Source organism: Limibacillus halophilus, assembly GCF_014191775.1.
In the GTDB taxonomy this organism is placed as follows: Bacteria; Pseudomonadota; Alphaproteobacteria; order Kiloniellales; family CECT-8803; genus Limibacillus; species Limibacillus halophilus.
Genome location: NZ_JACHXA010000004.1, coordinates 1 through 26,209 on the forward strand (window position 1 = coordinate 1; position 26,209 = coordinate 26,209).

Below are 26,209 nucleotides of genomic sequence, written 5' to 3' on the forward strand. Positions count from 1 at the left end.
GGTGAAACACCCGATCCCATCCCGAACTCGGACGTGAAACCCTTCAGCGCCAATGGTACTGCGTCTTAAGGCGTGGGAGAGTCGGTCGCCGCCAAGCCTTCCAAGAACAGGCTCAAAGCAAAACAACAACACAACCGCCACAAAGACAGCACAATAAACAAGCAAACCCTTTAAACCTCTGACGCGGGCTGAGCCAAGCGAAGAAAGCTCCGGAGCTCTCTCGCCTCGCCGAAGAGTTCAAAGCCTCCGGCCCAACGGCCGGACCAAAGCATTAACGCGGGGTGGAGCAGCCCGGTAGCTCGTCAGGCTCATAACCTGATAGGCTGAGGCGACCAAGAGACTTCCAGTGGAAGTCTCGCCTCGCCGAAGAGTTCAAATCCTCCGGCCCAACGGCCGGACCAAAGCATTAACGCGGGGTGGAGCAGCCCGGTAGCTCGTCAGGCTCATAACCTGAAGGTCGTAGGTTCAAATCCTACCCCCGCAACCAATTATATCAAGGGCTTAGCCAAACAAGGCTAAGCCCTCTTTGCATGTCCGGAAGCATACTGGAAGCAGGCGGGGAGGAAAATAAACAGGAGCGGAGCTAGACAATACCCACCAGTGCGTCAAAGCGGGCATGGGTTAGTGTTACGCTGTCCGGAAATGATCCGCTGCAGAATTTCGGCGATCGAAGTTGTTGTGTGGTAAGGCATCAGAGACACTTGAGCTAGCAATGAGGCCAAAGCATGGTCCTACTAGGAGCTAGAGGGGGATAGCGGCAAGGCAAATAGCCTGGTTGTAACTTTCCGATTATTCGCTGATCAGCCACTTGCCAGTGGCCGCGCCACCGCGCAGTACATAGTCGAGACTAAATGCCATGAGATCAGCCAGGTGGTCATTGATTGCAGCCTTAGAAATGCCAGGTTGCACACCAAACACTGAAAATACGAGCTGGTTTGCCGGAGTATTGAGTAATAGCGATTTTGCTCTATCAAGATCGCCGACTATGAAGGTCGAAGGCTTTTTGTGCCGCTTTGGATTAATCCGATGTTCAATGTGGTCTGCAAGGATTGCAGCGTCGCAATAAACTACAGACTTGAGTAGTTGGCATGTAACTTCATAGACATCGTTTACTCGCCCACCGCTCGGCAAACCGCCTGCACCCTTGCAATGATAGAGAGATACAACTACGCGATTATCAGCTTCTAGAGTTATAGCTATAAAGTCTGCTGCTTCCCCGCTCCGATGATCATAAATCAGCGCTTCGGTGTTGGGTTGATCCCGAAGGCGATTGGCAAGGAACTCGTGAACGGTTGGGCGGCCATTAGCATTTTTAGTTTCAAACTCAACGGTGATGGCACAACCATTCCAGTCTGCGGTCTCCACATTCTCATCTGCCAGTGTCGAAGCAACGATCAGCGGCGGAGGGAACAAATTGATTCCCTGGAACGACGATTTGTCTGAAGCATAAAATACTGGTGGGTGAACCGAGAGCCAGATCGCCAAGTCATCCCAATCGTCTTGATGGGTCATCACTTCGCTTTCCCAGCTCGGTTCAGCAGAACGAAAAAGCGGGCCACCACCAAGTGAGAATATGAAGGGCAGGCTGTCATCATCGTTTTCGATGTTAAAAGACAACTCTTGTCCGGCAGTCGCAAATGCTCCTAGCTCGAGATCGGTAATTTGCGTGAACCTCCATTCAGACTGCCCGGCTCGCCGATATCTGACACGCAGTGCATGTCGATAGGCTGTCTTATGCCAACTCCCGCCGATGATGGCAGGTGGAATCGCTTTCAATGAACGAGAGTGCTGAACGAGATCAAGTTGAGAAGCCGAAATTCCGACCGTGCTGTTAAGCCGCCCGTTGATTTTAGTAATCCAATCCAAATATTCAGACACAGTTAGCCGCTTATTGCTCCAGACGCGGGAACTGCTGCTTGCACCAATTGTCTCTCGGTCGCCTTCATCCAACCCGCTTCCAAAAAAATGGCCTTGAACAAATGCCCGACTGTCACCTTCGGTGACCGCACGCTCTGCACGCGGTCCAGTGAGAACGCGATAGGATTCAGCCTGAGCGTTTAAGGCAGTGTTCTTGAGCCCCACATTGTAGAATCTGAGATCGCCTAAACCAGCAACCGCACGCCGAGTGGTCTCGAAGCTAATCGGCCGATGCTGGTTTTTGCATACTGTTTGCATCAAATCGATGTAAAGGCGGTCGGTCCTCCGCGTTGACCCGATAAAGCAGAGCTGGGTTGTCGCGTTGAAAGCGAGCAAGAATGCATCATGACGAACGTTGACCAGAACGTCAGATGTCGCCCAATTTGGCGGTTCGTGATCTACTGTGAGAAGAAGGGAGATTAGTCCATCATCGGAAATCCACTGTTTCGCCAGTTTGAGCTTGCGGCCAATGATAGCGCTAAACTGGTTAAAGTTCGGGGGAGTAGCGCACTCAAATATCCGAGTATGGGCATAAAGCTTTAGCGACAGAGGAGACACCGCATCGTAGTCCGACTCTGCCTGAATTTTGGTTTTCAGGACTTCCAAAATCTTACGATCTATCGCACCTTCGGCAATCTTTTGCTGGGCGGCATCATCGATGAGCGTCGCTATATCGACACCATCTTCGAAAAGCTTGGATGTTGCATCTCGCAACCTACTTGTTGGCGCAATTAGTGTTGCGTCACCCGTTGCAACATCGGTTGTCCTGGCAAATCTACCAATAAATTGCAGTGTCGGAACGAGAGAACGATGTGGCGAGTGGAGCGCTGCAATCTTTAATTTTGGGAAGTCATAGCCTTCGCCAAACATATCGACACAAACAATGCCATCCAGATCGCCTGCGAGAAGGTCAGCTTCGATTTGATCCTGGCGACGTTTTGCAGTCTGGCTGTCGATTGCCGCAACTTTAGCGCCTTCTTCTGTATAAATATCGACCAATTTTCGAGCTGACTTGATTGAGGATGCACGTGCAAAAAGGCGATGGTCGTAGCTCGCTTGGCGATCGTCACGAAGTTGTTGTATGGCAGCACGCGCAATTGCCCTGTCAACTCCATCCTCGTCTTGATCGTTTTCTACAATTGCTGGTCGGAAACTTACGCGGCCGAAAGCTTTTTCCCGTGATGCTCGCGATACCGGGTAGGAATAAGCGAGCCGGCCGGGAATCGTTTTCTTGTCACGGCGGAAGGGTGTCGCTGTAACAAATACGAAACGTGCGTCCCGATAATGATCGATGTATGCAGCCCATGTATTGGCAGGAGCGTGGTGCGCCTCGTCGAAGACTATCAGGTCGAAAAGATTGTTTGTGCTACGTGGCTCGTTCACCGGCGACGTGCTAGCTGGCGTCGAAACAACGACATCTTTGGACTCAAGTCGCTTCCACTCGGCCGCCGTGGTAGGTCGCCCTTTCTGGCCTAATACTGCCGGGTTTGGGAAAGCGTCATTGATGATCCTAAGTTTGCGCAGTGTGGAAAGAGTGGTGAAATGTGCGGCCGTCTGACGACGCAACACATCGGACGGTTCGACGACCAGAAGCTGACGCGCTCCGAGTACAAATGGCAGAGCCATGATGACAGCTGTTTTTCCATAACCAGTTGGGAGGGACACAATGGCGGGTTCATCATAGACAGAGAAGTGGGAAACAACCGAATGAAGGGCACCAAGTTGCCCCGGTCGAAATCCAGTATTTGGAGCCGTCAACCGACGCAACGGCAAGTCTACGGAGTGGTCCAAAAAATAATTAGTCATTACTCCTTTTTCTCCCAAATGCTGGCGATCCAGTGAAATTCACTAGTTATGAGAAAGTAACAAGAGATGAAAAAATACTTAAGAGGGTATGACTGTTCAAGAGCTGAGGAGCCAATGTAGGGGTAGAGCTTCAACTCGGACAGGTTGCTATGGCTTAGCGTTCGTCACTCTAAAAACACCAAGCGATCACGAGTGCGCTTGATGGCGGCTCGGAGCTCCTCGCCCTTCGCTCGAAAGTGGCGTGCAATAGATTCTCTTAGAAGTATTGGCAGCTGAGTCTGTATTTCATTGTCGCTCAAGCCTTTAGAGACCCCAAGGCCGATAGCGTTTCCTATGCAAAGAGCCAGATAGGTTTCCTGAGCTGCTGCCCGTTCAACCTTCTTTATCTGCCCTGGCGTGAGACCGGCGCGCAAAGCCAGTAGATTACGATTGGCGACCTCCTGGGCTGCGGTCCAGAGTGGGTGTAGGGCTTGCCGCGTCACATTGCTGTCTGATTGCCAATCATCCAGATAGCGCACCTCATCCAGCGCGTTGACGATTACATCGCCTATGGCCGTCTCGAAGTCATGGAAGGTGCGTATCTGGTACTTGTCTTTGAGCTCTTTCTTACCGGCGCGCGCCTCGACACGCCAAACTTCCAAGTCCGGGTTGTGGCGGTCTTCGCCCCAAGCTTTAAACCAGAAGTGCTTTTGCTTCTCGGTGGCTTCGCGCCGCTTGTCATAGACGATAATTTGACGGCCTGGCTGTTTGCCAACGGTCATGGATTCCAGACGGCGGCCGCGTAGGACAGCGCTCGGTTGCGAGCGATCTTTGTGGTCTTGCTTTTCTCCCCAATGGGGCGAGACCTTGGTGTGAGAATGGGCGACAAACTGATCTTGATGCAGTTCAAAGCCTTTGGTGCGGAAGTCCATGGCGAAATCGACACGGTTGATGCTGTGATTCGTGACCTTCGCGCCCATCGCTTCTAGCTCAGCATAGAGCTTATCGCGGGTGCCTTGATAACCATGACTGAGGAGCAACGTTGCGCGGGGAGAGGCAAAAAGGTTCCACTGCTGGATATCGTTGTTCTTCTTCACCTTCCAGATGATACCAGTGGGGCCAGTGTCCATCACATAGGCATAGCCACCCTTGGAGCCATAGCCCTTTACATGCATGTCGAGCTTACCGGGGCCAAGCCTTAGCAAGCTGTCTTCTTGGCTCTCCTGGGCTTTCAGGCGGGCTTGCTCCAGTTCTTCCAGGGCTTCTATCGGCAGGGCTCCGGCAAAGGCCACATCGAGGCTGTCAAACCCGGCATAGAGAAGATGATACATTTCGTACGCTCCACTACGTTGGAGTAATTGAAGGGAGGGGTGTTACAAGGACCCCTCCTTACAGGCTTCGCCTGTCGTGCTGGTCTAGCTTTTTGGTAAGAGACGCGCCCTTGCGGGCGCTTTATTCCGGCCCTAGCGGGCCGGGGCCGCATTATGTTTTAGGGGTGGGTAGGAAAGGACGAGGGCGGGTACATCCCCGCCCTCGCTTTTGAGTGAGTTTGGAACGGTTGGAGCAAGCTGCAAGCTTTTTCTTCCCGATCCGTTCTCCCACCCCCAAAATCCCTGGCAGCGCGGCCAGCCCTGCCAGGGCAAAAGCTGTCGGGGCGCTCACACATCAGAGGTCGAGAGACGGCTGCGCTCATCGGCCCAGGTGATGAGGTCACGCCGGCGATAGCGAATGGAGCGGCTGGAAATCCGAATGAACTTCGGCCCGCCACCGCGTACGCGCCAATTCTGCAAGGCGCGGGTTGTGTAAGAGAGGAAGTCTGCCGCCTCGCTCTCAGTCATCAGGCGGTCGAGATAATCCGGGTCGTGCTGTTCTATGGTCATTTTTGTATCCTTGTTGCTTTGGAGTGATTGATGACAACAAGGTGACGGCAGGAATGAGGGCTTAATAGCCTGCACAGAAAAGAATAATCGGCACGCAAAATCGGCGCTCGGCGTTACGGTTTAATGCAAGGAAAAACAACAGGTTAGAAGGTTGGCGTCAGAACCGTAACGCATTGCTGCGATGGGTGTGACGGTTTTGAGGCGCGCTACTTCTTGCGGCGGCCGCCCTGTTTCCAGCTGTCCGGTACGATCTCGGTCCAGAGCTGGCGGAAAAGCCGGATGGAAAGTCCCTCGATCAGGGATAGGGCTTCTTCCTGGTAGTCGTCCCGGCTTTTGGTTTTGCCCTTGGAAACCTCTTCTTTCAGGTAAGCCCGGCAGCGCATCTCAGGTGTCATCTCTTCTAGGCGCTCCAGCGTCTTGGGCTCGATGCCGTCAAGCCAGGTCTGGAAAGTTGCTCGTGGCAGGAAGACCGGCGCCCGCCGCAGGTTGCTGAGCTCTGGTGAGACCGTGGCAAGGGATAGCGCTATGTCGAGCCGGAACCAGGGTTGGTTCTTCCAGTCTTGCCAGGCGAAAGGCTGATTAGGGCCATAGATTGCTGTGAGCTCGCCCTTATCCAATGCACCTTTGATGAGACCTTCTGCCACCGCGCGGCGCTCATAGGCGGCACTGTCGCGGATATGGCTACCGGTTAGGCTCGGTAGGTCACGCAGACGATTGCGCGTCTCATTGAGCGCTTGGCGCGTGGCGGTGATCTCCGCATCAAGGGCGCGCTGCTCGTCGTGGTCGAGGACGGCATTATAGCGGCGGGTGAGGGCGTCCAGGGCGATCGTGCTTTTCTCAATCTCTGCCAAGAGCGCCTCACGCTCTTGGCGTATCTCCCGAGTAGAGCGTTGCGGCCGCGCCCAGGCTTCCAAGCCCGTCCAGTCATCGCCGTAGAGGTGCCGCCCGAGCAGGTCAAAAGCCTCTAACAGAAGGTAGTTTTGTGCCAGGTCCAGTTGCCGTCCCACCTATTATACCTCGCTCGCGAATCGTCCGTGCCCGTCAGCGTAGAGCGAGCCTAATAGCCCGAGAGTTACTTGTGACCCCCTGGGAGTCGCATGGCAGGTTTTCGCTATTATAGATGGTGACAAAACGGCGCTATGACACGGATGAGCTAAGCACCGCATTGGGTTCGGCGAGAGCTCAACCAGAGCAAGCGGTATTATCAATTGAGGCTATCGATCGCTGCATCCTGCTCCAAGACTTGCGCGAAGTGCTCAAACATGCGGCGCGTTGCCTTATCAGAGAGGTCCACGACTCCCTTTTGGCCTTCGGCCGTTATGCTAACCTTTGAGGTGGCAACAAAGACCGCCACCTGGGCGCCGGCGTGCAGCTGTTCAGTGAGAAACTTGTTGATGCGCAGAGAGGTGACTTGTGACTTTCCAGGCGTGCGATAGCCATGGAAGCGCGATCGCAGGCTCGCCGCTTCCCCAATGTAGCGTGCCTCTGTGCCTTCGTGAGTGATGCAAAAGCGATAGATGCCTAGCTCGATCGGCATGGTTAGGAAAACGAGCCGGCCATCTTGCCCAAGCCTGACGGCTCCTGATGCTTCCCATTCCAAGCTGAGAGAGGCAACGAGGGGAGCCGTCCCAAATAGCATTCGTGGTCGGTGAGCTTAAATAATAAATTTTTATACGCTAGTAGAAGATAAGTATAAAATTGCTATTCTTGTTTACACAATAAAAATATTTCAACATTTTGATTTTTATACTCTGCATTTACACTAGATAATGTAATAACACATTTAAGATTATTCTCTTTAAAGGGAAATTGTTCTCCTACGTCCAGAGTAACATCTTCATTTTTTACTTTTAAATTTGCCCAGCCATTAAAAACATTAAGAACGCCAACTGTCAATAATCCATCCATAAAAGTGTATGAGTTCCCAGCGTCAATCTTAACGATTTTATCTGGTGTATATTTTATCAAAAGCTTTTCTTTTAGTAGTTTAATATCATTTCTCAGGGCAGTATTTTCTTCCAATGTAATTTTTATTTTTAACTGAGAGTTAGTTACGTTGTAATTTAATTTTTTTATTTCTTCTTCTAGTTTGCTATTCTCTTTTTCCAGTTGAGATATCTGATCTGCAAGAGATCCGAACTGAAACAGCGTCTCATTGTAGGTTTTTAGGTCAGACAGGAACGAAATTAGCCCTTCTGTATTGACTGCTGCTTTAAGAACATCAAGCTCTCGCTCCAGCTGTTTTGTTTCTGATGAAGCGCTGTCGCGACCGTAATAGTACCCCGCAACCGCGAACGCAGCCACGGCGGTCAAGCAAACTGCGATGCAGGACAGGATTCTTAGCCACATCCACATGACATTTACCTCCGCAGCCTAGTCAACTGCTATCAATGGGTTGCGATTACTATAAGTAGAGTATGAACTTGCGAATTTGTCCAATTCTTGTTGGTGGCCGCAAGTTAGGGCGCCGCAGGTGGTGATGTAGAGGGCGTTTACCGATGCCGTCGTGGTGTCATTGATATTGATATCTTGGCTGATACACGATCCGCGGCCGCCTTCATAGGATCATCTGCTAGGTGCGCATAGCGGGCCGTGGTCTGGACTTGAGAGTGGCCTAGGAGCTTCCCGATCATTGGCAGGCTTTCGCCCATGCCAACGGCGCTTGATGCGAACGAGTGTCGCAGATCATGGATACGGAGGTCCGGTAGGCCCGCTTTAGCTCTGATGCGTCGCCAGGGCTTTTGCATGTCGGTTAGGTGCGCGCCGGGTTTAGTTCCGGCAATGACATAGGGATTATCGGGCAGGCGCTTGATGGCCCCCAGGACTTCCAGGGCGGCTCCGCCAAGATAGACCCGCTTGGCTCCGGTCTTTGAATCTGGGAGCCAGATAGAGTCGCCCTGTATGTACTCCCATTTGAGGGTTTGTATCTCACCCAGGCGGCAACCGGTGAGGATCAAGAGCCGGATAGCATCGATCGCCGCTTGTGATTCCTCGCCGCTCGCTTCCAGTTCGGTGAGTGTTGCACCCAGGCGCTCTAGCTCATTGCTGTTCAGGAAACGCTCGCGTTTCTTCTCAGCGTACTTGCGAACATGGCGGCAGGGGTTGGAGCCATCCGGGCGCAAGCCCCATACCTCGGCTAGATTGAACATGATGGAGAGCACGCCCAGGGTCCGGTTAGCCTGATAGGGTTTATCGTGGTAGCGGGCATGGAGGGCTGCGACCTGAGCCCTGGTTACGTCCTCGACTTTGCAACGTCCCAGGGCAGGAATGATGAAAAGATCAATGTTGCGCCGGTATTCCTTCTGCGTGCTCGGCTTGCAGCGGTGGGTTACGTGATCGCGCATGAAGAGCTCGCACAAGGTATCGACAGTGGAGGCCATTGCTCTACGGCGTTTTTCTTCAGCCGGGTTACTGCCTTGCGAGATAGCAGCCAATTGCAGCCGCGCTTCTGTCCTGGCCTCGTCAGCCGTCACCACGCCATGCTTGCCAAGTCCCTTGCGTCGGGTCCGCCGTCCATCGTCACGGTATTGTATGAGGTAGCCTTTACGGCCCGAGGGCATCACCCGAACGCCAAAGCCCGGCAGTTCGCTATCCCATAAGAAGTAGTCTTTATCTTTGACCTGGAGGGCATCGACGGTACGCTTAGTGAGCTTCGGCATATTGCTTCCTAGATTCGATTCTGGAAGCATATTGGAAGCAACAGACGGCGAAATGCAAGGCCCAATGATGATAGGTGAGCGGAGTAGAGTATCAGAATCATCAAATAATATGAGCATGTTAGAACATATCAGCGCCTTACAGCGTTCTCGGTGATAAGCCCCAGAAGCTATCTCATAACCTGAAGGTCGTAGGTTCAAATCCTACCCCCGCAACCAAATACAAAAGCCCCCGGGAAGAACCCCGGGGGCTTTTTTTCGTCGTCGATCGGCTGCGAGAGAGGGCGTCAGATGCCTTTGATGCTGCCACCGTCGACAGCGATAAGTGACCCGGTCACATAACTGGCTTTCTCGCTGACCAGGAAGGCGGCGACGGCTGCAAACTCCTCGACGCGGCCATAGCGACCAGCGGGGATGGCGTTGCGGGAGGCCGTGGCGACCTCTTCCACCGTCTTGCCGGTTCGGGCGGCGGCGGCGGCGTCGAGTTCGTCGACCCGCTCGGTATGGATACGGCCTGGCAGGATGGTGTTGACGGTCACGCCATCGCCTGCGACCTCCGCTGAAAGAGTCTTCGCCCAGCCGACAATCGAGGCACGGAGGGCGTTGGAAATCCCCAGGTTGGGGATCGGCTGGCGGACGCCGGAGGAGGCGGTGTTGAGGATGCGGCCCCAGCCTTGCGCGCGCATGTCGGGCAGGACCAGTGCCGTCAGGTCGAACACACGACCGACCATGCTGTCGAACTGCTGGCGCCAGACCTCGGCGGGTACGGCGGCAATGCTGCCCGGCGGCGGACCGCCGGTGTTATTCACCACGATATCAATCGAGCCCCCCAGCGCCTCCTTTGCTGCGCGGTAAAGCTCCTCGGCGCTATTGTCCGCCGAAAGGTCGATGACCACAGGGTAGGCGGTGCCCTCATAAGCGTCGTTGAGCCGCCGTGCGGCAGCGTCGAGCTTGTCCTGGGAGCGCCCGCAGATGACAACCTTCGAGCCTTCCGCGCAAAGCGCTTCGGCAATTCCGAGGCCGAGGCCGCGACTCGACGCCAAGACGAGCGCGCGCTTTCCCTTCAATCCAAGATCCAATGTATTTCCTCCAAACGGTTGGGTGTTGTGACGGTTTACTCTCCGTCAGGTGGCTTGCGGTCGGATGCCGCAATTCGCGTCGCGGTGATGCGTGCGTGATCAAGATGCTCGTGCATCAATTGTGAGGCCTTTACGCGGTCACCTTGTTCCAGCGCCACGATAATAGCCAGATGCTCGCGCGACCAATCGGTAATGCGGCGACGGTTGTCGTAACCGCGATACTCCAACATGCGCCGCAAGCGGTTTTGCTGCTGGATGGCCTGCAGGAACATCGGATTGCCGGTGAAGCCGGCGATGGTTTCGTGAAAGCTGGTGTCGACGCGGTAGATTTCCTCGCTGCTGACCCAGCGCCGGCCTTCCTGCTCGATCAGAGCTTCGTGGTCGCGTCGCAGACGCGTCAGGGCGATGGGGTCGATGGTGAAGTTCGGCAGCAGGATGCCTTCCGGCTCCAGAATACGGCGAAACTCATAGCTGGCCCGCCGTGCCTGCTGGCTGTCCAGCGTGGGCAGGAAGGTCCAACCCTGCCCCGGATTGCGGACCACAAGGCCTTCGTCCGTCATCTGGCTGAGAACCTGGCCCAAAAGAGCGCGATTAACATCATAGAGCCGCAGCATCTCGACCTGGGTGATGCTGTCGGGCAACCGCCCGGAGATCCGATCATTGACGATCCGTAGATAAAGTTGCTCCGCGTTGGAAGGGGGTAGGGCAAGTTCGATTTCGTAAAGATCGGCCACTGACTTGGCGACGAAGAAACCCAGATTTGGAACTGATGTTACTGCGCCTCGGCGTTCCAGCAGCATCAGGGCATTGCGGATCGGTGTTCTGGAAACCGAAAAATGCTGCGCCAGTTGCTGCTCAACAAGGTGGCTATCAACCTTCAAACCCTCCTGACGGATATAGCCCAGGATGCGCAATGCCATCTCTATCTGGCGGCGGCTTTCCGGCTGCCCTTGGGCGGATGCCTTGGATTTCCGGGCGGCAACGCTCCGCGAAGATTGCGCAGGTTCCTTCATGTTTTCTGGTCTCTGAGATCGGGGTGCCATGATGATCGAAAAACCGTATGTCGAATGTGTTGACAGCAAGATTGTATAAAACGTAGCATAAAACGCAACGCGGGGAAAGATAGGAGAGCCCAGCGTTTGCTCAGATCTAACAATGGAACGGGAGAGGGTAGAATGTTTACAAAAAAATTGGCTTTGATGGGATTTGCCGCCGTGCTGTTCGCCGGCGGTGCCATGGCGCAGGATGTTATGGCGCCGAAGAAATTGATTAATCCTGGCAAACTCACTTATGGGACGGCTGCGACATTTGCGCCATTCGAGTATACGGAAAACGGCAAACTGGTTGGGTTCGATATCGAGCTTGGCGAAATGCTTGCCGAGAAGATGGGGCTTGAGACAGCGCCACTTAACATGGAGTTCAAGGGCCTGATCCCGGCGCTCCAGGGCACGCGTATCGATATCATCAACTCGGCGATGTACATCAACGAGGAGCGCGCCAAGCAGGTTGAGTTCGTGCCATATCTCAAGATCGGTAACGAGATCATCGTGAAGGCCGGAAATCCGCATGGCATCAAGAGCCGCGCTGATGTCTGCGGTCGCACCATCGCCGTGACCCTGGGCGGTATCCAGGAAAGCTATGCCCGTGAGGACGCCACCCGCTGTGAAGGCGAGGGTAAGCCGACAGTTACGGTTTTGACCTTCCCAACAGCCCAGGACTCTGCTTTGGCGGTTCGAGTCGACCGCGCCGATATCTTCTACAATTCGACGCCAGGTGCCGTTAAGCAGCTTAGCGAGCTTCCCGGCATCTATGAACTGGCGGGCGAAACCTTTGAATCGAACACGAGGATCGGCATTGCGTTGCGCAAGGACGACATGGATGGCAAGCGGGCCATCGAGGAGGCCTTGGCCGCCCTCGTCGCCGACGGCAGCTATGATGCTCTCATCGAGCGTTACAACCTGCCCAAGTCCGTCGCACTTTTGTCCCAGTAACACACCTGGAACGGACCCGGTAATACGGGAGTTTCCGACAGCACCGGCAAAATGGATGGTGGTAGATGTTTGATTCACCGGAACTCATAATCGAGTACCTGATATCTCCTGTTTTTCTGAATGCAGCCTGGTTAACCCTGGTGATCACGGTCGTGTCCATGACTTGTGCCATGATCATCGGGCTGTTCATCGCCTTGCTGCAGGAGACTAACTGGCCCTTCGTCAATGGGTTCGTAACGGTTTATCTGTGGCTTTTCCGAGGGACGCCCGTTCTTTTCCAGATCATCTTCATTTTCAATGTGCTGCCAGTGTTTGGCATCCTTCTTTCAGGGTTCTTGAGCGGTGTCATCGCTTTGGCCCTGAATGAAGGTGCCTACATGGCGGAGATCTATCGTTCGGGTATTCAATCGGTTGGCCGCGGCCAACGCACCGCAGGCAAATCTCTTGGCATGAAGGAATGGCAGGTAATGCGCTATGTCGTCATTCCACAGGCGCTGCGCGTGGTGATTCCACCCACCGGCAACCAATTCCTTGGAATGCTGAAACTTTCGGCATTGGTCTCGGTTATCGCCGTTGAAGAGCTGCTTCTGGTGGCTAATCAGACAGCGAGCGCAAATTTCCGCTACCTCGAGGCGCTGACAGCGGCCGGCATCTATTACCTCACAATGACCACGGTCTTTATGTTCATTCAGGCCAGAATTGAGCAGTGGGTCGGTGCTCGTCAGGGCGCGGTGGCTAAGCCGCGAACATGGACGCAGCGCCTCCTTGGCATGACCTCAAACGCAGGAGCCTGACATGACCGCCGAATTGCAAGGGGGCGCAGGCCCCAAGGAGTTGATCCGCGTAAGGGGCCTTCATAAGTCCTTTGGCTCGCTAAAGGTCCTGCAGGATATCGACATGACAGTCGAAACCGGAAAGACGGTTGTGCTGATCGGCCCGTCCGGGTCGGGAAAATCGACCCTACTGCGGTGCATGAACCTGCTGGAAACCATCGAACAAGGCTCCATTACTTTTGATGGCCAGGAGATTGCTAATCTCACGCAACAAGCCCATCGCATCCGGCGTGATATAGCGATGGTCTTCCAAAACTTCGAGCTATTCAAACACCTGAGCGCGGCGGAGAACATCATGCTGGCGCCGATGAAGGTGAAGGGTGTTCCACGTCTGGAAGCCCATGACCGCGCCCTGGAGTTGCTTGAGAAGGTGAAGATACCCGATAAGGCGGACACCTATCCCGAGCAACTTTCGGGCGGGCAACAGCAGCGCGTGGCAATCGCGCGCGCACTTGCGATGGATCCGAAAGCGATTCTTTACGACGAGCCGACCTCGGCCCTGGACCCGGAGATGATTCGCGAGGTTCTGGATGTGATGCTGGAGTTGAGTAACGCCGGTATGACCAGTGTGGTCGTCACACATGAAATGAGCTTCGCCAGACGCGCTGCAGATCACATGGTCTTCATGGACAAGGGCCTTATCGTTGAGAGCTGCGCAACTGATCAGTTTTTCGATGGCGAGGTCAGTGCCCGGACTAAGCAGTTCCTGGATCAAATTCTTCACTAAGTCCACGCGCCATCAGCGCGATCAACCTAGAGGTCACGTAAAATGCCGATCGCACCAGATCCCAGTCGTATGAAGGCCGTCCTGGAGAAGCTTGTTTCTTTCAACACTGAAAACCCGCCGGGGCGTGAGGTGGAAGCGGCGCAATACCTGGCCGAAGAACTCAGGAATGCCGGATTTGATGTCCGTCTGGATCAATTCCTTCCGGGGCGAGCCAACGTCATCGCCACCTTCCGTAACGGCGACGGGCCCAGCTTCGCGTTCAACTCTCATATAGACGTGGTGCCGGCGGGGTCGGGATGGGCGCAAGACCCCTTCACCCTGACGGAGAAGGAAGGCAACCTTTACGGTCGCGGCTCTTGTGACGCCAAAGGTCCCATCGTTGCGATGATCGAAGCGCTTCGCATGTTGATTGCCGAGCCGCAAGCTTGGCGCGGAACCTTGATTGGCGCGTTCGTTGCGGATGAGGAAACCGAGAGTAAGGGAGCCAAGCATTACGTCGCCCAGGATGCGCCAAAGGTCGATCTGGTCGTCGTGGGCGAGCCGACCTCCAATACGACCGTTACGGCACATAAAGGGAGCCTACGCCCCATCATTCGAGTGATCGGTGAAACCGCGCACTCGGGAACCCCCAATCTGGGTGTCAATGCGATCTTCAAGGCGGCCCGCCTATTGGGCTTGTTGGAAGACCACCATGCGGAGGTTGCTAAGCGTTGCCACCATCTTGTAGGGGGCGCCAGCTTGACCGTGACCCGGGTCGGCGGCGGGCACGCCGACAATATCGTACCCGATGCGTGTGAGTTCCTTGTCGACCGGAGGATGGTCCCCGGCGAAGACGAGGAAGTTGCCAAGAAGGAAATCATGTCTCTTCTGGAAACAGCGCGTAGTGAATTCGGTATTCAAGCGGAAATCGTTGGTTACAAACCGACGACCGGCGGCCCTACGGAGACCGCACCGGAGCATCCCATCGTCAAGGCATCGCTCGAAGCTGGCCATGCTCACGGTGTTGCCGACAAGGAGCTGCATGGATTCCAGGGCGGTTGCGACCTCGTGCATTTCCGGTCGATCGGTGCCCAGGGTACCGTGATCGGTCCAGGTTCGCTTGCCGTAGCGCACAAGCCCAATGAGTTTGTTCCGATTCAAGAGTTCGTCGATGCGAGCCGCATTTACTGCGACGTTGCACGCCGCATGTTGCACGAGAGCGGCGCAGGCAACTGATGACACGGCACATACGCCTCCTGACGGGCCGGTTGCATTACGGGCCGGAGGTCAAGTTACACACGGCCACCTCCGGCCCGGTTTCGCAGCTCGATGAGACCTATCTGCTGATTGAGCAGGAAGGGCGTACGCTCGGCGTTGGCGGCGTGCGCACGAATATCGCCTATCTAACCGGGATCACTGGGGACCGTATCAACAGGGAACTTGTTGATTGGGTCAATCGGATCGATTGGAGCCAATCGGTCGAGGCCCTGGCCGAGGAGGTCGTTGCGAGCAGGGAATTCCCGGGGCCAGTCAAGGCGCTCTTGGACCAGACGCTGCACGACGCCCTGGCGCGTGAAAGCGGCCTCACACTCTGCGAATGGCTTGGTGGTGCCTGGAAAGGTGCCGCCAGTACCAATCAAACCTTATTCTGGGGTGATAACCAGTCGCTTCTGAACCAGGCCGAAGCTTATGTGGCGCGTGGCTTCTGCAGTTTGAAGCTGCGGGTGGCGGTAGAGACTTTCGAGCAGGACTTTGCGCGCTTGAAGCTGCTCCGTGACCGCTTCGGCCATGAGATAAAGCTGGCTGCCGATGCAAACGGCCGTTGGACAGGAGAGTCAGCCAGACGCAACGTCGCGGCACTTGATGCGTTTTCGCTTGATTACATTGAGCAGCCGGTTGCAGCCGAGGACTGGGAAACATTACGGCTCCTATCCAGGGAAGCGCCGATGCCGGTCATGCTCGACGAATCATTGGCGGAACCATCCGCTGTCCGACGCCTTATCGAGATCGGCGGGAGCCTCGCCGGGCATTTGAAGTTGGTCAAATTTGGCGGCGTTGCGCCCTTGATGGAAGCGGCCGATGCGCTCGTCAAGGCGGGGGTCAGATGCATGGTTGGCCAGATGAACGAGGGATCGCTTGCCACAGCCGCTGCCGCTCATTGTGCGATGGCCCTCGGGGCGGAGGGTAACGAACTCTATGGCGCCGACGGCATCCTCGACGATCCTGCACACGGCCTTTCCTATGGCTCCGGTATGGTCTCGCTGCCGAAGAGCCCGGGTCTAGGTATGACATTCAACACTTTAAATTTAACGCCGATTTGGGAGCGCAAGATATGAACGCATCTTTCGTCAAACAGGGCCAGGAAGCGGCTTTTTCAAAAGAAGAGCTGGCCAGCCGTGTCGAAGCAGCACGCCGCAGTCTTTCGGCCAAGAATATTGATGTGATGATCGTCACCGGGCCGGAGAACATCTTCTACCTGACCGGGCAGCAGACGCCCGGGTATTACACCTTTCAAGCATTGGTGCTCCCTGTGGAAGGCGAGCCGCGATTTGTCGTGCGGCGGCTGGAATCACAAAACTGCATCGCCAACACTTACCTGGAGAATCTGGAGGTTTATGACGATGGAATAGATCCGTTGGACCTTCTGGTGGGAGTGGTCGCTAAGACCGGTGGAGCAAATCAGCGTGTTGCGATCGATAAGCGCGGATGGTTCCTGCCGATCACGGCGTTTGAGAAACTTCAGGAAAAGCTTGGCGTACTCGCCGATGGCGCGGGGATTGTCGAGAGTCTGCGCGCAGTCAAGTCACCGAGCGAAGTAGAGAAGATTTCCAGAGCCGCAAGCTATGTTGATGCCGGGATGGCGGCGGGGCTAGCGGCAATCCGTGAAGGGGCTAGCGAGAACGATCTAGTCGCGGCCATGATGGAGAGTGCGATCCGCGCCGGGTCTGAGTATGTCGGAATGGAACCTTTGGTTTCCAGCGGCCGTCGTACGGGTGTTCCGCATGGCACTTGGAAGCGTCGCAAAATCCAAGGCGGGGAGCCGGTGTTCCTTGAGATGGCGGCTTGTCATGATCGCTATCACGCGGTTCTGATGCGCTCCGCCTGGATGGGCCAACCCAACGATGTGGCGCGTCGTATGATGGATGCCTGTCTGGAAGGACTAGACGCGGCGCTCGCCACTCTCAAGCCCGGCAACACCTGCGAACAAGTGCATCAAGCCGTTCAGGCGGTAATCGACAAAGCGGGTTACACCGAGAACTACCGGAAACGGAGTGGATACAGCGTCGGCATTTCTTTTGCGCCCGATTGGGGCGAATGGCAGGTCGCCAGCCTCTACGATGGTATCAAGAGGGAACTTGTCCCCGGCATGGTTTTCCATATCCCGCCTGCATTACGCATCTATGGCGATTTCACCGTTGGCGTCAGCGAGACCGTGGTTGTCACTGAGAACGGCAATCGCGTGTTGGGTAAGACAGCTCGCGACTTGGCAATTTACTAAGGACCAACCGTTGTGAATGTTCCGCTGATCCTAGTCGAGCATCATACGGGCGATCCGTCGGACGACTGCGTGGTGGCCGCTGAGCTTCACGCAGTCCTCCAGGGCATTTTTTCTGGGGGGGCCGCTTTTTCGAGGATTGTCGGCCCACAGACGGACCAAGACCCGAATGCCTATCAGCACGTCTCTGCGTGTGGGACGTTGATGGGAAACCAATGGCTCTGGCCCGAGCGCTTAAGCGATCTATCCGCCGATCCGGCGTTGGAGTTCTCGGAAACGGGAGTGAGCGGGCCGGGTGGGGGGATCATCGCCTGCAACAACGTCGTCGCGCCAGGCCTTTCAGTTGATCGCCTGATGCATGGATTGCAGCAGAAACATCACGTCTTGCACGTCCGCGTGGAAAGCCAAGGGCGGGGCCTGACGGCGTACCTGCAACGAAGCGGCCTACAGCTGTCGGTTGACGTTATTGGACGTTGGACATTCGATGATTATTGCCGCCCCCGATTGTCGTTTCTCGATCTGTCTCCACTGGAACTGCCGACAAACGTTTTCTCGAAGATTTACCAGGCCGGGGATGTCGCGCCTGAGAATCGGCGGGCACGCCCATCTGTCCTGATCGTGGGCGAAGAGCAGAGATTGCGAAGGCAGTATCCGGCATTGCTGGCGGCCATTGGCGATGCCGGCGACCTGCTCAAGATGAAACCGCATGTGGAGATTGTCTCGCCGCGCAATCTCGAGGCCGCGGAAGCGGAGGAAGCCGTCCATGCGACCGATGCCGTGCTTCTACCGGGTGGATGCGACAACAGTCAGGTTGACGGCCAAATTCGAATTGCAGCGGCAGCTCTGCGGGGCAATACGCCAACTCTTGGCTCCTGCTTCGGCATGCAGACGATGGTGACCGCCTTTGTCAGAGAGAGATTAGGGAACGCTGGTGCACACCTGCAGGAAATAGAGCCCTCGGCGCGTCCCTTGACCTTTGTCCAAAACCCCGGCCCAAACGGGTCGATCCGGCATCGTTTGGGCGCGAAGACCTTCACCGTTTTACCGGGAACGCAAGCGCGATCGATCTACCAGTCGAGTCTGGGGCGCGAACGCATGCATCACCGCCACAGCCTGGCACTCGATCTCTGGCAACCGCTTTCAGAAGCGGGCCTGATTATCTCCGGCAGGTCCGAGGAGGATCGTATCGCTGATGTGATCGAGCTTCCGGGGCATGCTTTCTATCTCGGAATACAAGGGCATCCTGAGTTGAGCAGTAGCGCGGCACGGCCACATCCAGCATTCATCGCATTCTTGGCCGCCGCCGCTGCGAATTCTCTTTCCTAACTGCCTATAATCGATGGGAGACACCCAATGAAATCTATGGACGAAGCACGTGAACGTACACAAGGCCTCTATAATATATGTGTAACGCCGTTCAGCGAAGACGGCACACTTAAGAAGGCTGCGCTTGAGGCAAACCTGGAGCGGGTTATCGGGTTGGGGTTCGACGGTATTCTGATTGGCGGGACCTATGGTGAGTTTCCCGCTATGTCGACCGAAGAGCGGGCCACGCTGTTCCGGGCTGCGGTCGAGGTGGTCGGCGATCGCGTGCCGCTGCTCCTCTGCTCGGCTGCGGCCGACCCGCGTGCGGCGGTGGAGTTGACGCAACTGGCAGCCGATCTTGGCGGCCTGCCGATGGTAACAGCGCCTTATGTATCGGAAATTACCGACGCGCAGATCGTGAGCTATTTCAAGGAAATCGCGAAGGTCTCTCGTACTGGAATCATGATCTACAACGCTCCGGGAATCGGCATTACGTTATCAGCGCCGCTAATTGAAGAACTGTCGGATATAGAGGGCATGATCGCATTGAAGCAAGGCGACCTATCTCCCACGGTAGTCGATCGCCTCGTAGGGCGCTTGAAGGGGAAACTAAAGATGTTGGCGGCTTCGGATCTTGCAATGTTGGGACCGATCATGACCGGTTTTGACGGCTTGAGTTCGACCAACAGCTGTGCGTTGCCGGAAATCATCCATGGCACCTACAAAGCCGTGCTAGAGGGTGATGTCGGCCGGGCGACAAGTCTCAATCAGCTCTGGTACCCTGTGCGTGAAGCTTGCCGCGCATACGGTCAGCCGCAGACAACAAAAGCGATGATGGCTTTGCGCGGCTGGGACGGCGGCGTGGTACGTGCTCCTCTCCGTAGTTTGAGCCGCGCGCAACACGAAAGCCTCGCGGAAACACTTAGGCAGGTGGCCGCCAATACCGACGAGCGACTCCTAAAGCTGGCGGCTTAATTTATAGATGTGCCGTAATGCCTGTGGGTGGCTAGTTAAGCCGCCCGCAGGCCGCACGGATTCGGCGGCATCCTTCAACCAGATCCCGGTCATCGAGGCCGTAGGCGATACGAAGATAGGGCGATAAACCGAAGGCTGTCCCCGGCACGACGCCGACCTTAGCGTCGTCCGCCAAGTATTTAGCGACATCCGTATCGCTCTCGAGGATCGCGCCATCCGCTGTCTTCCGCCCCAGCAAGGCCTGACAGTTCACGTAGACATAAAAGGCGCCGGGCGGGGTATCACACCGCAAACCTTGGGTCTGGTTCAATGCCGCAACCACCAGATCGCGACGTGTTCTTAATCGCTCCAGTCTTTCCGCCATAAAGTCCTGTGGGCCGACCAACGCCGCGCGCGTCGCTTCTTGGCACATTGCCGCCGCGTTGGTTGTGCTCTGGGACTGAAGAACCTGCATGGCGGAAATGAGCCAGGAAGGGCCCCCAGCAAAGCCGATACGCCATCCTGTCATGGAATAAGCCTTGGAAACGCCGTTGACGGTCAAAATCCGGTCGGCAAGGTCAGGGCGAACGGCTGCAGGAGTTGCGAACGCGCCTTCATAGACGATGTGTTCGTAAATATCGTCCGACATCACCAGAATACCGGGGTTGTCCGCAATCACCTCCAAGAGCGCATCAAGTTCCTGGGCGGAATATAAGGCGCCGGTCGGGTTGTTTGGAGAATTCAGTACAAGCCATTTGGTCGCGGGTGTAATCGCTTTGCTTAGCGCGGCGGGCGAGATCTTAAAGCCATTCCTGTCTTCCCCGGGAACAATGACAGGAGTTCCGCCTGCCAGACGAACAATATCGGGGTAGGACACCCAGTAAGGGGCGGGAATGATAACCTCGTCTCCGGCACTTACAGTTGCGAGGATCGCGTTGAAAATAAGCTGCTTTCCGCCAGTGCCGACGATCAATTGGTCGAGCGAAAAGTCGAGGCCGTTGTCGCGCTGGAACTTCGTCTGCACGGCTTTCTTGACCTCTATGGTGCCACCGACGGCCGTGTAACGCGTGATACCGCCCTCGATAGCTGAGATGCCAGCCTGCTTGATGAACTCCGGCGTTTCAAAATCGAGTTCACCTTCGCCAAAGTTAATGACGTGTTCGCCCTTGGCGGTCATTGCCCGAACCAAATCTGCTACGACGGCTGTCGGGGACTCGCGAAGCTGTCCCATGCGAGGCGCCAAAAGGCTCCTGGAATTCATGTGCTCTTCCTCCATTTTCATCTATTGTATAAAAAGAAACATAAAACGCAATAATCGTTTTGTGAGTATCGAAGAACTCTGAAATAGAAACTCTGAGGGTGAATTGGAGCAGTTGTTAGAAATCCGTGAATATAATCACAACCTAGAATTAACTGCTCGAATTCAATTTAATATATTGAATTTTATATAAATATTAAAAAATCGTATTAAGTTTTGCGACTTAAATGTACAATTCTACAACCTGGGAGAGATCAAAATTTTGGGTTGAGAAAAAACTTTTAGTAGCGCTGCGCAGTTACGCGAGTAGGTTAATGATCGGATTTTTGCAGGGCAAAGCGTCCACTGTTTACTCAGGTGGCATTTTTCGGCGTGCCGCAGTGATTTTTTTATTGCTTGCGTCTGCGGTTGCCGGGGTCATGTTCCTGCTGTTCCATGTGCAATGGGGTGCCGCACTTGCGGTAACTCGTGCGAATGAGGAGAAAGCCGCTGAAATCGCGCGGCAAAGAATCGTCACGGAGTTGGACTCGGTTCTCCTGGATATTCGCTATCTAACGCAGCAGCAGTTTCTGAAACGCTGGTTTGAGCGTGGAGACTCAACTTCGCTTATCGATTTAGCGAATGAGTACCGGCTCTTCTCGATGGAAAAGCGCGTTTATGACCAAATTCGCCTGATTGACCTTAGCGGTCGGGAGCAGGTGCGCGTGAATTGGAATGCTGGTAATCCGGAAGTTACTCCAAGGAGCCGGCTGCAAGACAAAGTTGACCGATACTATGTCCATGAAACTTTGAAACTCTCGCCGAACGAAGTTTACATCTCTCCCTTTGATCTGAACCTGGAAGAAGGCGCAATAGAACAGCCAATCAAGCCAATGATTCGCTTTGGCGCGCTTGCTCATGATGCCGACGGCAACCGCAAGGGTATGGTCATCTTGAATTACTTGGGGAAGCGTTTGATCAGCCGTATCAAGGCGTTAACAGATCAAACATCGGGCCACCTCTGGCTGCTCAACCAAGAGGGCTATTGGCTTATCGGCCCAACGCCGGCGGATGAATGGACATTCATGTACCCGGACACACGCGGCCGCTCGTTTGCGAACAGTCATCCAACAGCTTGGGCGCGGATCAAAGGCTCTGATGTCTCTGGACAACTTATGGACGGAGGTAATCTCTTTACCTACTCGAAGATAGTATCTCTTGCCAGCAACCTGCCACCGGCGAAGCCGGACTCAAATCCAACCTTCACGACCACAGAGCAAAATTGGTTCGTCGTGACGCAGGTGTCATCGGACGGGTTGGCGAACCGGCGGCTGGAATTGCTTGAGTACTTTGTGCTCGCATTTTTTGCGCTGGCGATTTTGCTGATCTTGGTGGCGGCCTTGGTTGCCAGGCATGCACAGCGTCGCAAGGAAGCGGAGCAACACTGGCGTGACAGTGAAAAACGCTTTCGCAGCCTTTTGGAATCCGCGCCGGACTCGGTGGTTATCACCGACACCGAGGGAAAGATTGTGCTGGTGAACGCACAATCGGAAATGCTGTTCGGTTATCAGCGCGAAAGTCTCGTCGGTCAACCGGTAGAGATGCTTTTACCTGATCGTTTCAGAGAGCAGCACGTCGGTCACAGACGCGGTTATCTATCGGGTGCAAAAGCCCGTCCGATGGGGCTTGGCCTTGAACTTTTTGGGCTCCGTTCGGACGGTGGTGAGTTTCCTGTAGCGATCAGCCTCAGCCCGGTTGAAACAGATGAGGGGAAGCTTGTCATCTCCTCCATTCGTGACGTCACCGAGATGCATGAAGCCGCGCGCGAGATCAACAACCTGAATAACAGATTAGAACGCGACAATAATGAGTTGCTGGCCTTGAACAAGGAGATGGAGGCTTTCAGCTATTCGGTGTCGCACGATCTCCGCGCGCCGTTGCGTGCGATTGACGGTTTTAGTCAAGCCTTGCTGGAAGACTGTGCCGATGTCCTGACCGAGAATGGCAAGAGTCATCTTGAGCGAGTCAGGCAGGCGGCTCAAAGGATGGGCTATCTGATTGATGACTTGCTCAAGCTTTCGCGGGTAACCAGATCGGAACTGCAGATTGGTACCGTCAACCTCAGTCTGGTGGCGCAGGGCGTTGTGGATGGGCTTCTTGAAAGTGGCGCCAGGCCTGATGTGAATGTCACGATTGCGCCCGATCTGATCGCGCGCGGGGACGCCCGACTTTTGGGAATTGCGCTGGAGAACCTCATCGGTAACGCCTGGAAGTTCACTGGTGACAGACCGTCCGCGCGGATTGAATTCGGGCAACGCATTACCAACGGGAAATCCGCATTCTTTGTTCGGGATAATGGCGTTGGCTTCGATATGGCCTACGCCGACCAATTGTTCAGAGCATTTCAGCGACTCCACGATGCCAGGGAATTCCCAGGGACCGGAATCGGACTGGCTACCGTTCAGCGCATCATCCGCAAGCACGGCGGTGACGTTTGGGCCGAATCCGAGACCGGCAAAGGGGCAGCCTTTTATTTCACGCTACAGCAGGAGAAAGCGTCATGACGATACCGGTCATTTTGCTGGTTGAGGACAACCCGGACGATGAGGCACTGACGCTGCGCGCTTTTGATAAGAACAAAATTCGGAATAGCATCGTCGTCGCGCACGACGGCGCCGAGGCGCTTGATTATCTCTTCGGCGCTGGTTCTTACGAGGGACGCGATGTGGCTGACCAGCCACAAGTCGTACTGCTCGATCTCAAGCTACCCAAAATAAGTGGCCTGGATGTTCTGAAGCGGATTCGCGAGGACAAGAGGACTCGCTATTTACCTGTGGTCATCCTGACCTCCTCAAAGGAAGACCAGGACGTGATTGAAGGCTATCGCCTCGGAGCGAACAGCTATGTTCGCAAGCCAGTAAATTTTGACGAGTTTATCGAAGCGGCAAAGCAGCTAGGGCTCTATTGGCTGCTGCTTAACGAATCGCCGCCCAGGTGATGGGAAAAGACGCAGGAGCTGGAGCCATGCCTAGACCCATAAAAATTTTGATCGTGGAAGACTCTACCGCAGATGCGGCGTTGATTCTGCGTGAACTATCGCGTGGCGGTTATGAAACCGAGCATCGTCAAGTAGCCCAAGCCAGCACCTTTAATGAAGCGCTAAACGAGAACCATTGGGACGTGATTCTCTGTGACTATACCATGCCCGGATTCCGTGGGACCGAGGCGCTCCAGATTGCCCGGAACCGGGGAGTGAACACGCCCTTCATCTTCGTGTCAGGTACGATCGGCGAAGAAACGGCAGTGGCCGCCATGCGGGCGGGGGCTCAAGACTATGTGGTGAAAGACAACCTAAGCCGTCTCGTCCCGGCGATCGAACGGGAACTGCGAGAGACCGAGGTTCGCAAGGACTGGGAACGTTCGGAAAAGGAACGACGCGCAGCAGAAGGGCGTTTTCACAGCCTGCTGGACCTCGCGCCCGATGCGATTGTCGCGACCGATGACACCTTGCAAATCACGATTTTTAACCGTGCGGCCGAGGCCATGTTCGGGTTCGTTGCCGAAGAGGTTGTCGGCATGACCCTGGAGCACCTCTTGCCAACCGAGTGGTCGCATGAGGACCCGTTGCACAGAGCCGTTGATTTCGAGGCCATTTTCGTGACGGGCGACGGTGCGGGCGGGCGCGCCGAGATTTCGGGCCGACGCAAGGACGGCGATACTTTTCCAGCGGAGGTCTCGATCGCCAGGTTGGTGGAGAACGGGCAAACAGGACTAATGCTGGTACTGCGCGACATCAGCGAACGTAAGCGTGCCGAGGCGACGCTGCGAAAGCTTTCGTCCGCGGTTCATCACAGTGCAAGTTTGATCATGATCACAGACCGGGACGGCGTCATAGAGTATGCCAATCCCAGCTTGCTCAGGAAAATGAACTTCACGGAGGAAGAGGTCGTCGGCAAGAAGCCCTCCATCTGGAAGTCGGGAAAGACCAAGGAGGCAACCTATAACCAGTTATGGAAAACGATCCTTGCGGGTATGGACTGGCATGGTGAACTTGAGAACAAATGCGCGGATGGTCGTTCCATCCTGGTTTCCGCGACGGTCTCTCCGGTTAAAGATTCCACCGGGGAAATTACCAACTTCATCAGCATTCAAGAGGATGTCACGGAAACCAGGGCAATTCAGAGGCAACTTCAACAGGCCCAGAAGATGGAGGCCGTCGGCCAACTGACCGGTGGTATAGCACATGATTTCAATAACTTGCTCAGCATCGTCATTGCCAATCTCGATTCCTTGATCGAACGGCTTCATTCGCCTGCTGCCCTGGAACTGGCGACCGAAGCTTTACAAGGCGCTCTTCACGGTGCCGACCTGACAAAGCAGATGTTGGCCTTTTCACGCAGTCAAACGTTGAATTCCGTCACCATAGACGTCAGAACTTTGCTGGAGTCATCCGCCACCATGCTCCAGCGGACGCTGGGTGAACTGGTAGATGTGCGCATTCGGGTTCCAGAGAATTTGTGGCCCTGCGTTGCGGATAGAAGTCAGTTGGAAACGGCCATCCTGAATCTCGCGATCAATGGTAGAGATGCGATGCCTGGTGGCGGGACATTGACCGTCGAAGCGTCGAATGCGTTCCTCGATGAAGCCTATGCAGCACTTCACGCAGAAATACGTGCTGGGAACTATGTAAAGATTTCCATCTCTGATACCGGGTGCGGTATACCCGCCGACGATTTGGCCCGCATCATAGAGCCGTTTTTTACAACCAAGGAACCAGGGAAGGGAACGGGCTTGGGCTTGAGCATGGTCCATGGCTTTGCCAAGCAGTCGGCCGGGCATCTGAATGTGTACAGCGAGCTGGGGCACGGCACGACGGTCAGCTTGTATTTACCGCGCGCCATTGATGAGAGTGATGGTGATACGGAAAGCCTCGCCGCGCCGGTTGGATCCGCGACGGGGAGCGAGTCAATCCTGGTAGTCGATGACAACCCCAGCGTCCGTAAGGCGGCCGTCATGCAACTGACGGAACTGGGGTATCAGGTAATCGAAGCGGTGGATGCAAAGTCGGCGCTGGAAATCATCGAAGCCAACACGCGCGTTGACCTCCTATTCACCGATGTGATCATGCCCGGCGGTTTGACCGGGTTTGATCTGGCCAACGAAGCCAGTCGGCTGCAGCCCGATATCAAGATTATTTTAGTGACGGGCTTTGCAGAGGCTGCGTTTCGCGATCAAATTGGTTTGGAGAACTCGGTTCAGTTACTAACCAAACCATATCGGAAACAGGAACTGGCGTTGCGGGTTCGGCAAATCTTGGACGCGACGTAATGCGCCACCATGCGCTCGTTGCAAGGCGTGCCGCCTAAGGGC

Annotated in this window: 21 protein-coding genes, 2 tRNA genes and 1 rRNA gene; 14 read left to right on the forward strand and 10 right to left on the reverse strand. The window is 55.2% G+C overall.

Going from position 1 to position 26,209, the window contains the following annotated elements; genetic code table 11:
• From rrf to FHR98_RS08090, 3 genes are all read left to right on the forward strand, one after another.
• Positions 1-97 (forward strand): 5S ribosomal RNA (rrf, locus tag FHR98_RS08080); the annotation flags it as partial.
• A gap of 180 nt (positions 98-277) precedes the next feature.
• Positions 278-397: transfer RNA gene (locus FHR98_RS08085), tRNA-Met, on the forward strand.
• Positions 398-410: 13 nt separating this feature from the next.
• A tRNA-Met gene (locus FHR98_RS08090) sits at positions 411-487 on the forward strand.
• A 302-nt stretch (positions 488-789) separates the two neighbouring features.
• Here the strand turns inward: FHR98_RS08090 and FHR98_RS08095 are convergent.
• The 9 genes from FHR98_RS08095 to FHR98_RS08135 all read right to left on the reverse strand — a co-directional run bounded on the left by FHR98_RS08095 (position 790) and on the right by FHR98_RS08135 (position 11,330).
• Entirely contained in the window at positions 790-3,723 is a 2,934-nt protein-coding gene (locus FHR98_RS08095) for a DEAD/DEAH box helicase (RefSeq protein ID WP_183416187.1), read from the reverse strand.
• Between the two features lie 164 nt (positions 3,724-3,887).
• Complete coding sequence (locus FHR98_RS08100) at positions 3,888-5,033, reverse strand: hypothetical protein (protein WP_183416188.1); 1,146 nt, start codon at positions 5,031-5,033, stop codon at positions 3,888-3,890.
• 327 nt (positions 5,034-5,360) lie between these two features.
• A complete protein-coding gene (locus tag FHR98_RS08105) occupies positions 5,361-5,582 on the reverse strand; it encodes a helix-turn-helix domain-containing protein (RefSeq protein WP_183416189.1) in 222 nt (73 codons plus the stop codon).
• Positions 5,583-5,788: 206 nt separating this feature from the next.
• On the reverse strand, positions 5,789-6,589 hold the full coding sequence (locus tag FHR98_RS08110; protein ID WP_183416190.1) for a hypothetical protein: 801 nt from the start codon (positions 6,587-6,589) through the stop codon (positions 5,789-5,791).
• A 197-nt stretch (positions 6,590-6,786) separates the two neighbouring features.
• A complete protein-coding gene (locus FHR98_RS08115) occupies positions 6,787-7,119 on the reverse strand; it encodes a GIY-YIG nuclease family protein (protein WP_183416191.1) in 333 nt (110 codons plus the stop codon).
• Between the two features lie 164 nt (positions 7,120-7,283).
• On the reverse strand, positions 7,284-7,937 hold the full coding sequence (locus tag FHR98_RS08120; protein ID WP_183416192.1) for a hypothetical protein: 654 nt from the start codon (positions 7,935-7,937) through the stop codon (positions 7,284-7,286).
• A 137-nt stretch (positions 7,938-8,074) separates the two neighbouring features.
• Entirely contained in the window at positions 8,075-9,241 is a 1,167-nt protein-coding gene (locus tag FHR98_RS08125) for a tyrosine-type recombinase/integrase (RefSeq protein WP_183416193.1), read from the reverse strand.
• A gap of 284 nt (positions 9,242-9,525) precedes the next feature.
• Positions 9,526-10,317: an SDR family oxidoreductase gene (locus FHR98_RS08130; RefSeq protein WP_183416194.1), complete on the reverse strand. Its 792-nt coding sequence runs from the start codon at positions 10,315-10,317 to the stop codon at positions 9,526-9,528.
• A 35-nt stretch (positions 10,318-10,352) separates the two neighbouring features.
• Complete coding sequence (locus FHR98_RS08135; protein WP_246377635.1) at positions 10,353-11,330, reverse strand: GntR family transcriptional regulator; 978 nt, start codon at positions 11,328-11,330, stop codon at positions 10,353-10,355.
• Positions 11,331-11,492: 162 nt separating this feature from the next.
• Here FHR98_RS08135 and FHR98_RS08140 point away from each other — a divergent pair, with 162 nt between their 5' ends.
• From FHR98_RS08140 to FHR98_RS08175, 8 genes are all read left to right on the forward strand, one after another.
• A complete protein-coding gene (locus tag FHR98_RS08140) occupies positions 11,493-12,308 on the forward strand; it encodes an ABC transporter substrate-binding protein (RefSeq protein ID WP_246377637.1) in 816 nt (271 codons plus the stop codon).
• A 65-nt stretch (positions 12,309-12,373) separates the two neighbouring features.
• Positions 12,374-13,102, forward strand: a complete 729-nt coding sequence (locus tag FHR98_RS08145; RefSeq protein WP_183416195.1) for an amino acid ABC transporter permease — start codon at positions 12,374-12,376, stop codon at positions 13,100-13,102.
• Between the two features lies 1 nt (position 13,103).
• A complete protein-coding gene (locus FHR98_RS08150) occupies positions 13,104-13,868 on the forward strand; it encodes an amino acid ABC transporter ATP-binding protein (protein ID WP_281369929.1) in 765 nt (254 codons plus the stop codon).
• Positions 13,869-13,910: 42 nt separating this feature from the next.
• Complete coding sequence (locus FHR98_RS08155; protein WP_221205803.1) at positions 13,911-15,083, forward strand: M20 family metallopeptidase; 1,173 nt, start codon at positions 13,911-13,913, stop codon at positions 15,081-15,083.
• Entirely contained in the window at positions 15,083-16,183 is a 1,101-nt protein-coding gene (locus tag FHR98_RS08160) for a mandelate racemase/muconate lactonizing enzyme family protein (RefSeq protein ID WP_183416196.1), read from the forward strand. Before FHR98_RS08155 ends, FHR98_RS08160 begins: the two co-directional genes overlap by 1 nt.
• Positions 16,180-17,346 (forward strand): M24 family metallopeptidase, encoded by a 1,167-nt coding sequence (locus tag FHR98_RS08165; protein ID WP_183416197.1) that lies wholly within the window; start codon positions 16,180-16,182, stop codon positions 17,344-17,346. The genes FHR98_RS08160 and FHR98_RS08165 overlap by 4 nt, the downstream gene beginning before the upstream one ends.
• 12 nt (positions 17,347-17,358) lie before the next feature.
• Positions 17,359-18,669: a glutamine amidotransferase-related protein gene (locus tag FHR98_RS16790; RefSeq protein ID WP_183416198.1), complete on the forward strand. Its 1,311-nt coding sequence runs from the start codon at positions 17,359-17,361 to the stop codon at positions 18,667-18,669.
• 27 nt (positions 18,670-18,696) lie between these two features.
• Positions 18,697-19,623, forward strand: a complete 927-nt coding sequence (locus FHR98_RS08175; RefSeq protein ID WP_183416199.1) for a dihydrodipicolinate synthase family protein — start codon at positions 18,697-18,699, stop codon at positions 19,621-19,623.
• 31 nt (positions 19,624-19,654) lie between these two features.
• Here FHR98_RS08175 and FHR98_RS08180 read toward each other — a convergent pair whose 3' ends face one another.
• Positions 19,655-20,863: a pyridoxal phosphate-dependent aminotransferase gene (locus FHR98_RS08180; protein WP_183416200.1), complete on the reverse strand. Its 1,209-nt coding sequence runs from the start codon at positions 20,861-20,863 to the stop codon at positions 19,655-19,657.
• 311 nt (positions 20,864-21,174) lie between these two features.
• On the opposite strand from FHR98_RS08180, the gene FHR98_RS08185 reads away from it, so the two are divergent.
• From FHR98_RS08185 to FHR98_RS08195, 3 genes are read left to right on the forward strand one after another with little or no spacing between them, the layout of a single operon-like run.
• On the forward strand, positions 21,175-23,403 hold the full coding sequence (locus tag FHR98_RS08185) for a sensor histidine kinase (protein WP_183416201.1): 2,229 nt from the start codon (positions 21,175-21,177) through the stop codon (positions 23,401-23,403).
• Entirely contained in the window at positions 23,400-23,837 is a 438-nt protein-coding gene (locus FHR98_RS08190; protein WP_183416202.1) for a response regulator, read from the forward strand. Before FHR98_RS08185 ends, FHR98_RS08190 begins: the two co-directional genes overlap by 4 nt.
• Before the next feature lie 26 nt (positions 23,838-23,863).
• On the forward strand, positions 23,864-26,167 hold the full coding sequence (locus tag FHR98_RS08195; RefSeq protein WP_183416203.1) for a PAS domain S-box protein: 2,304 nt from the start codon (positions 23,864-23,866) through the stop codon (positions 26,165-26,167).
• The last annotated feature ends 42 nt before the right edge of the window (positions 26,168-26,209 follow it).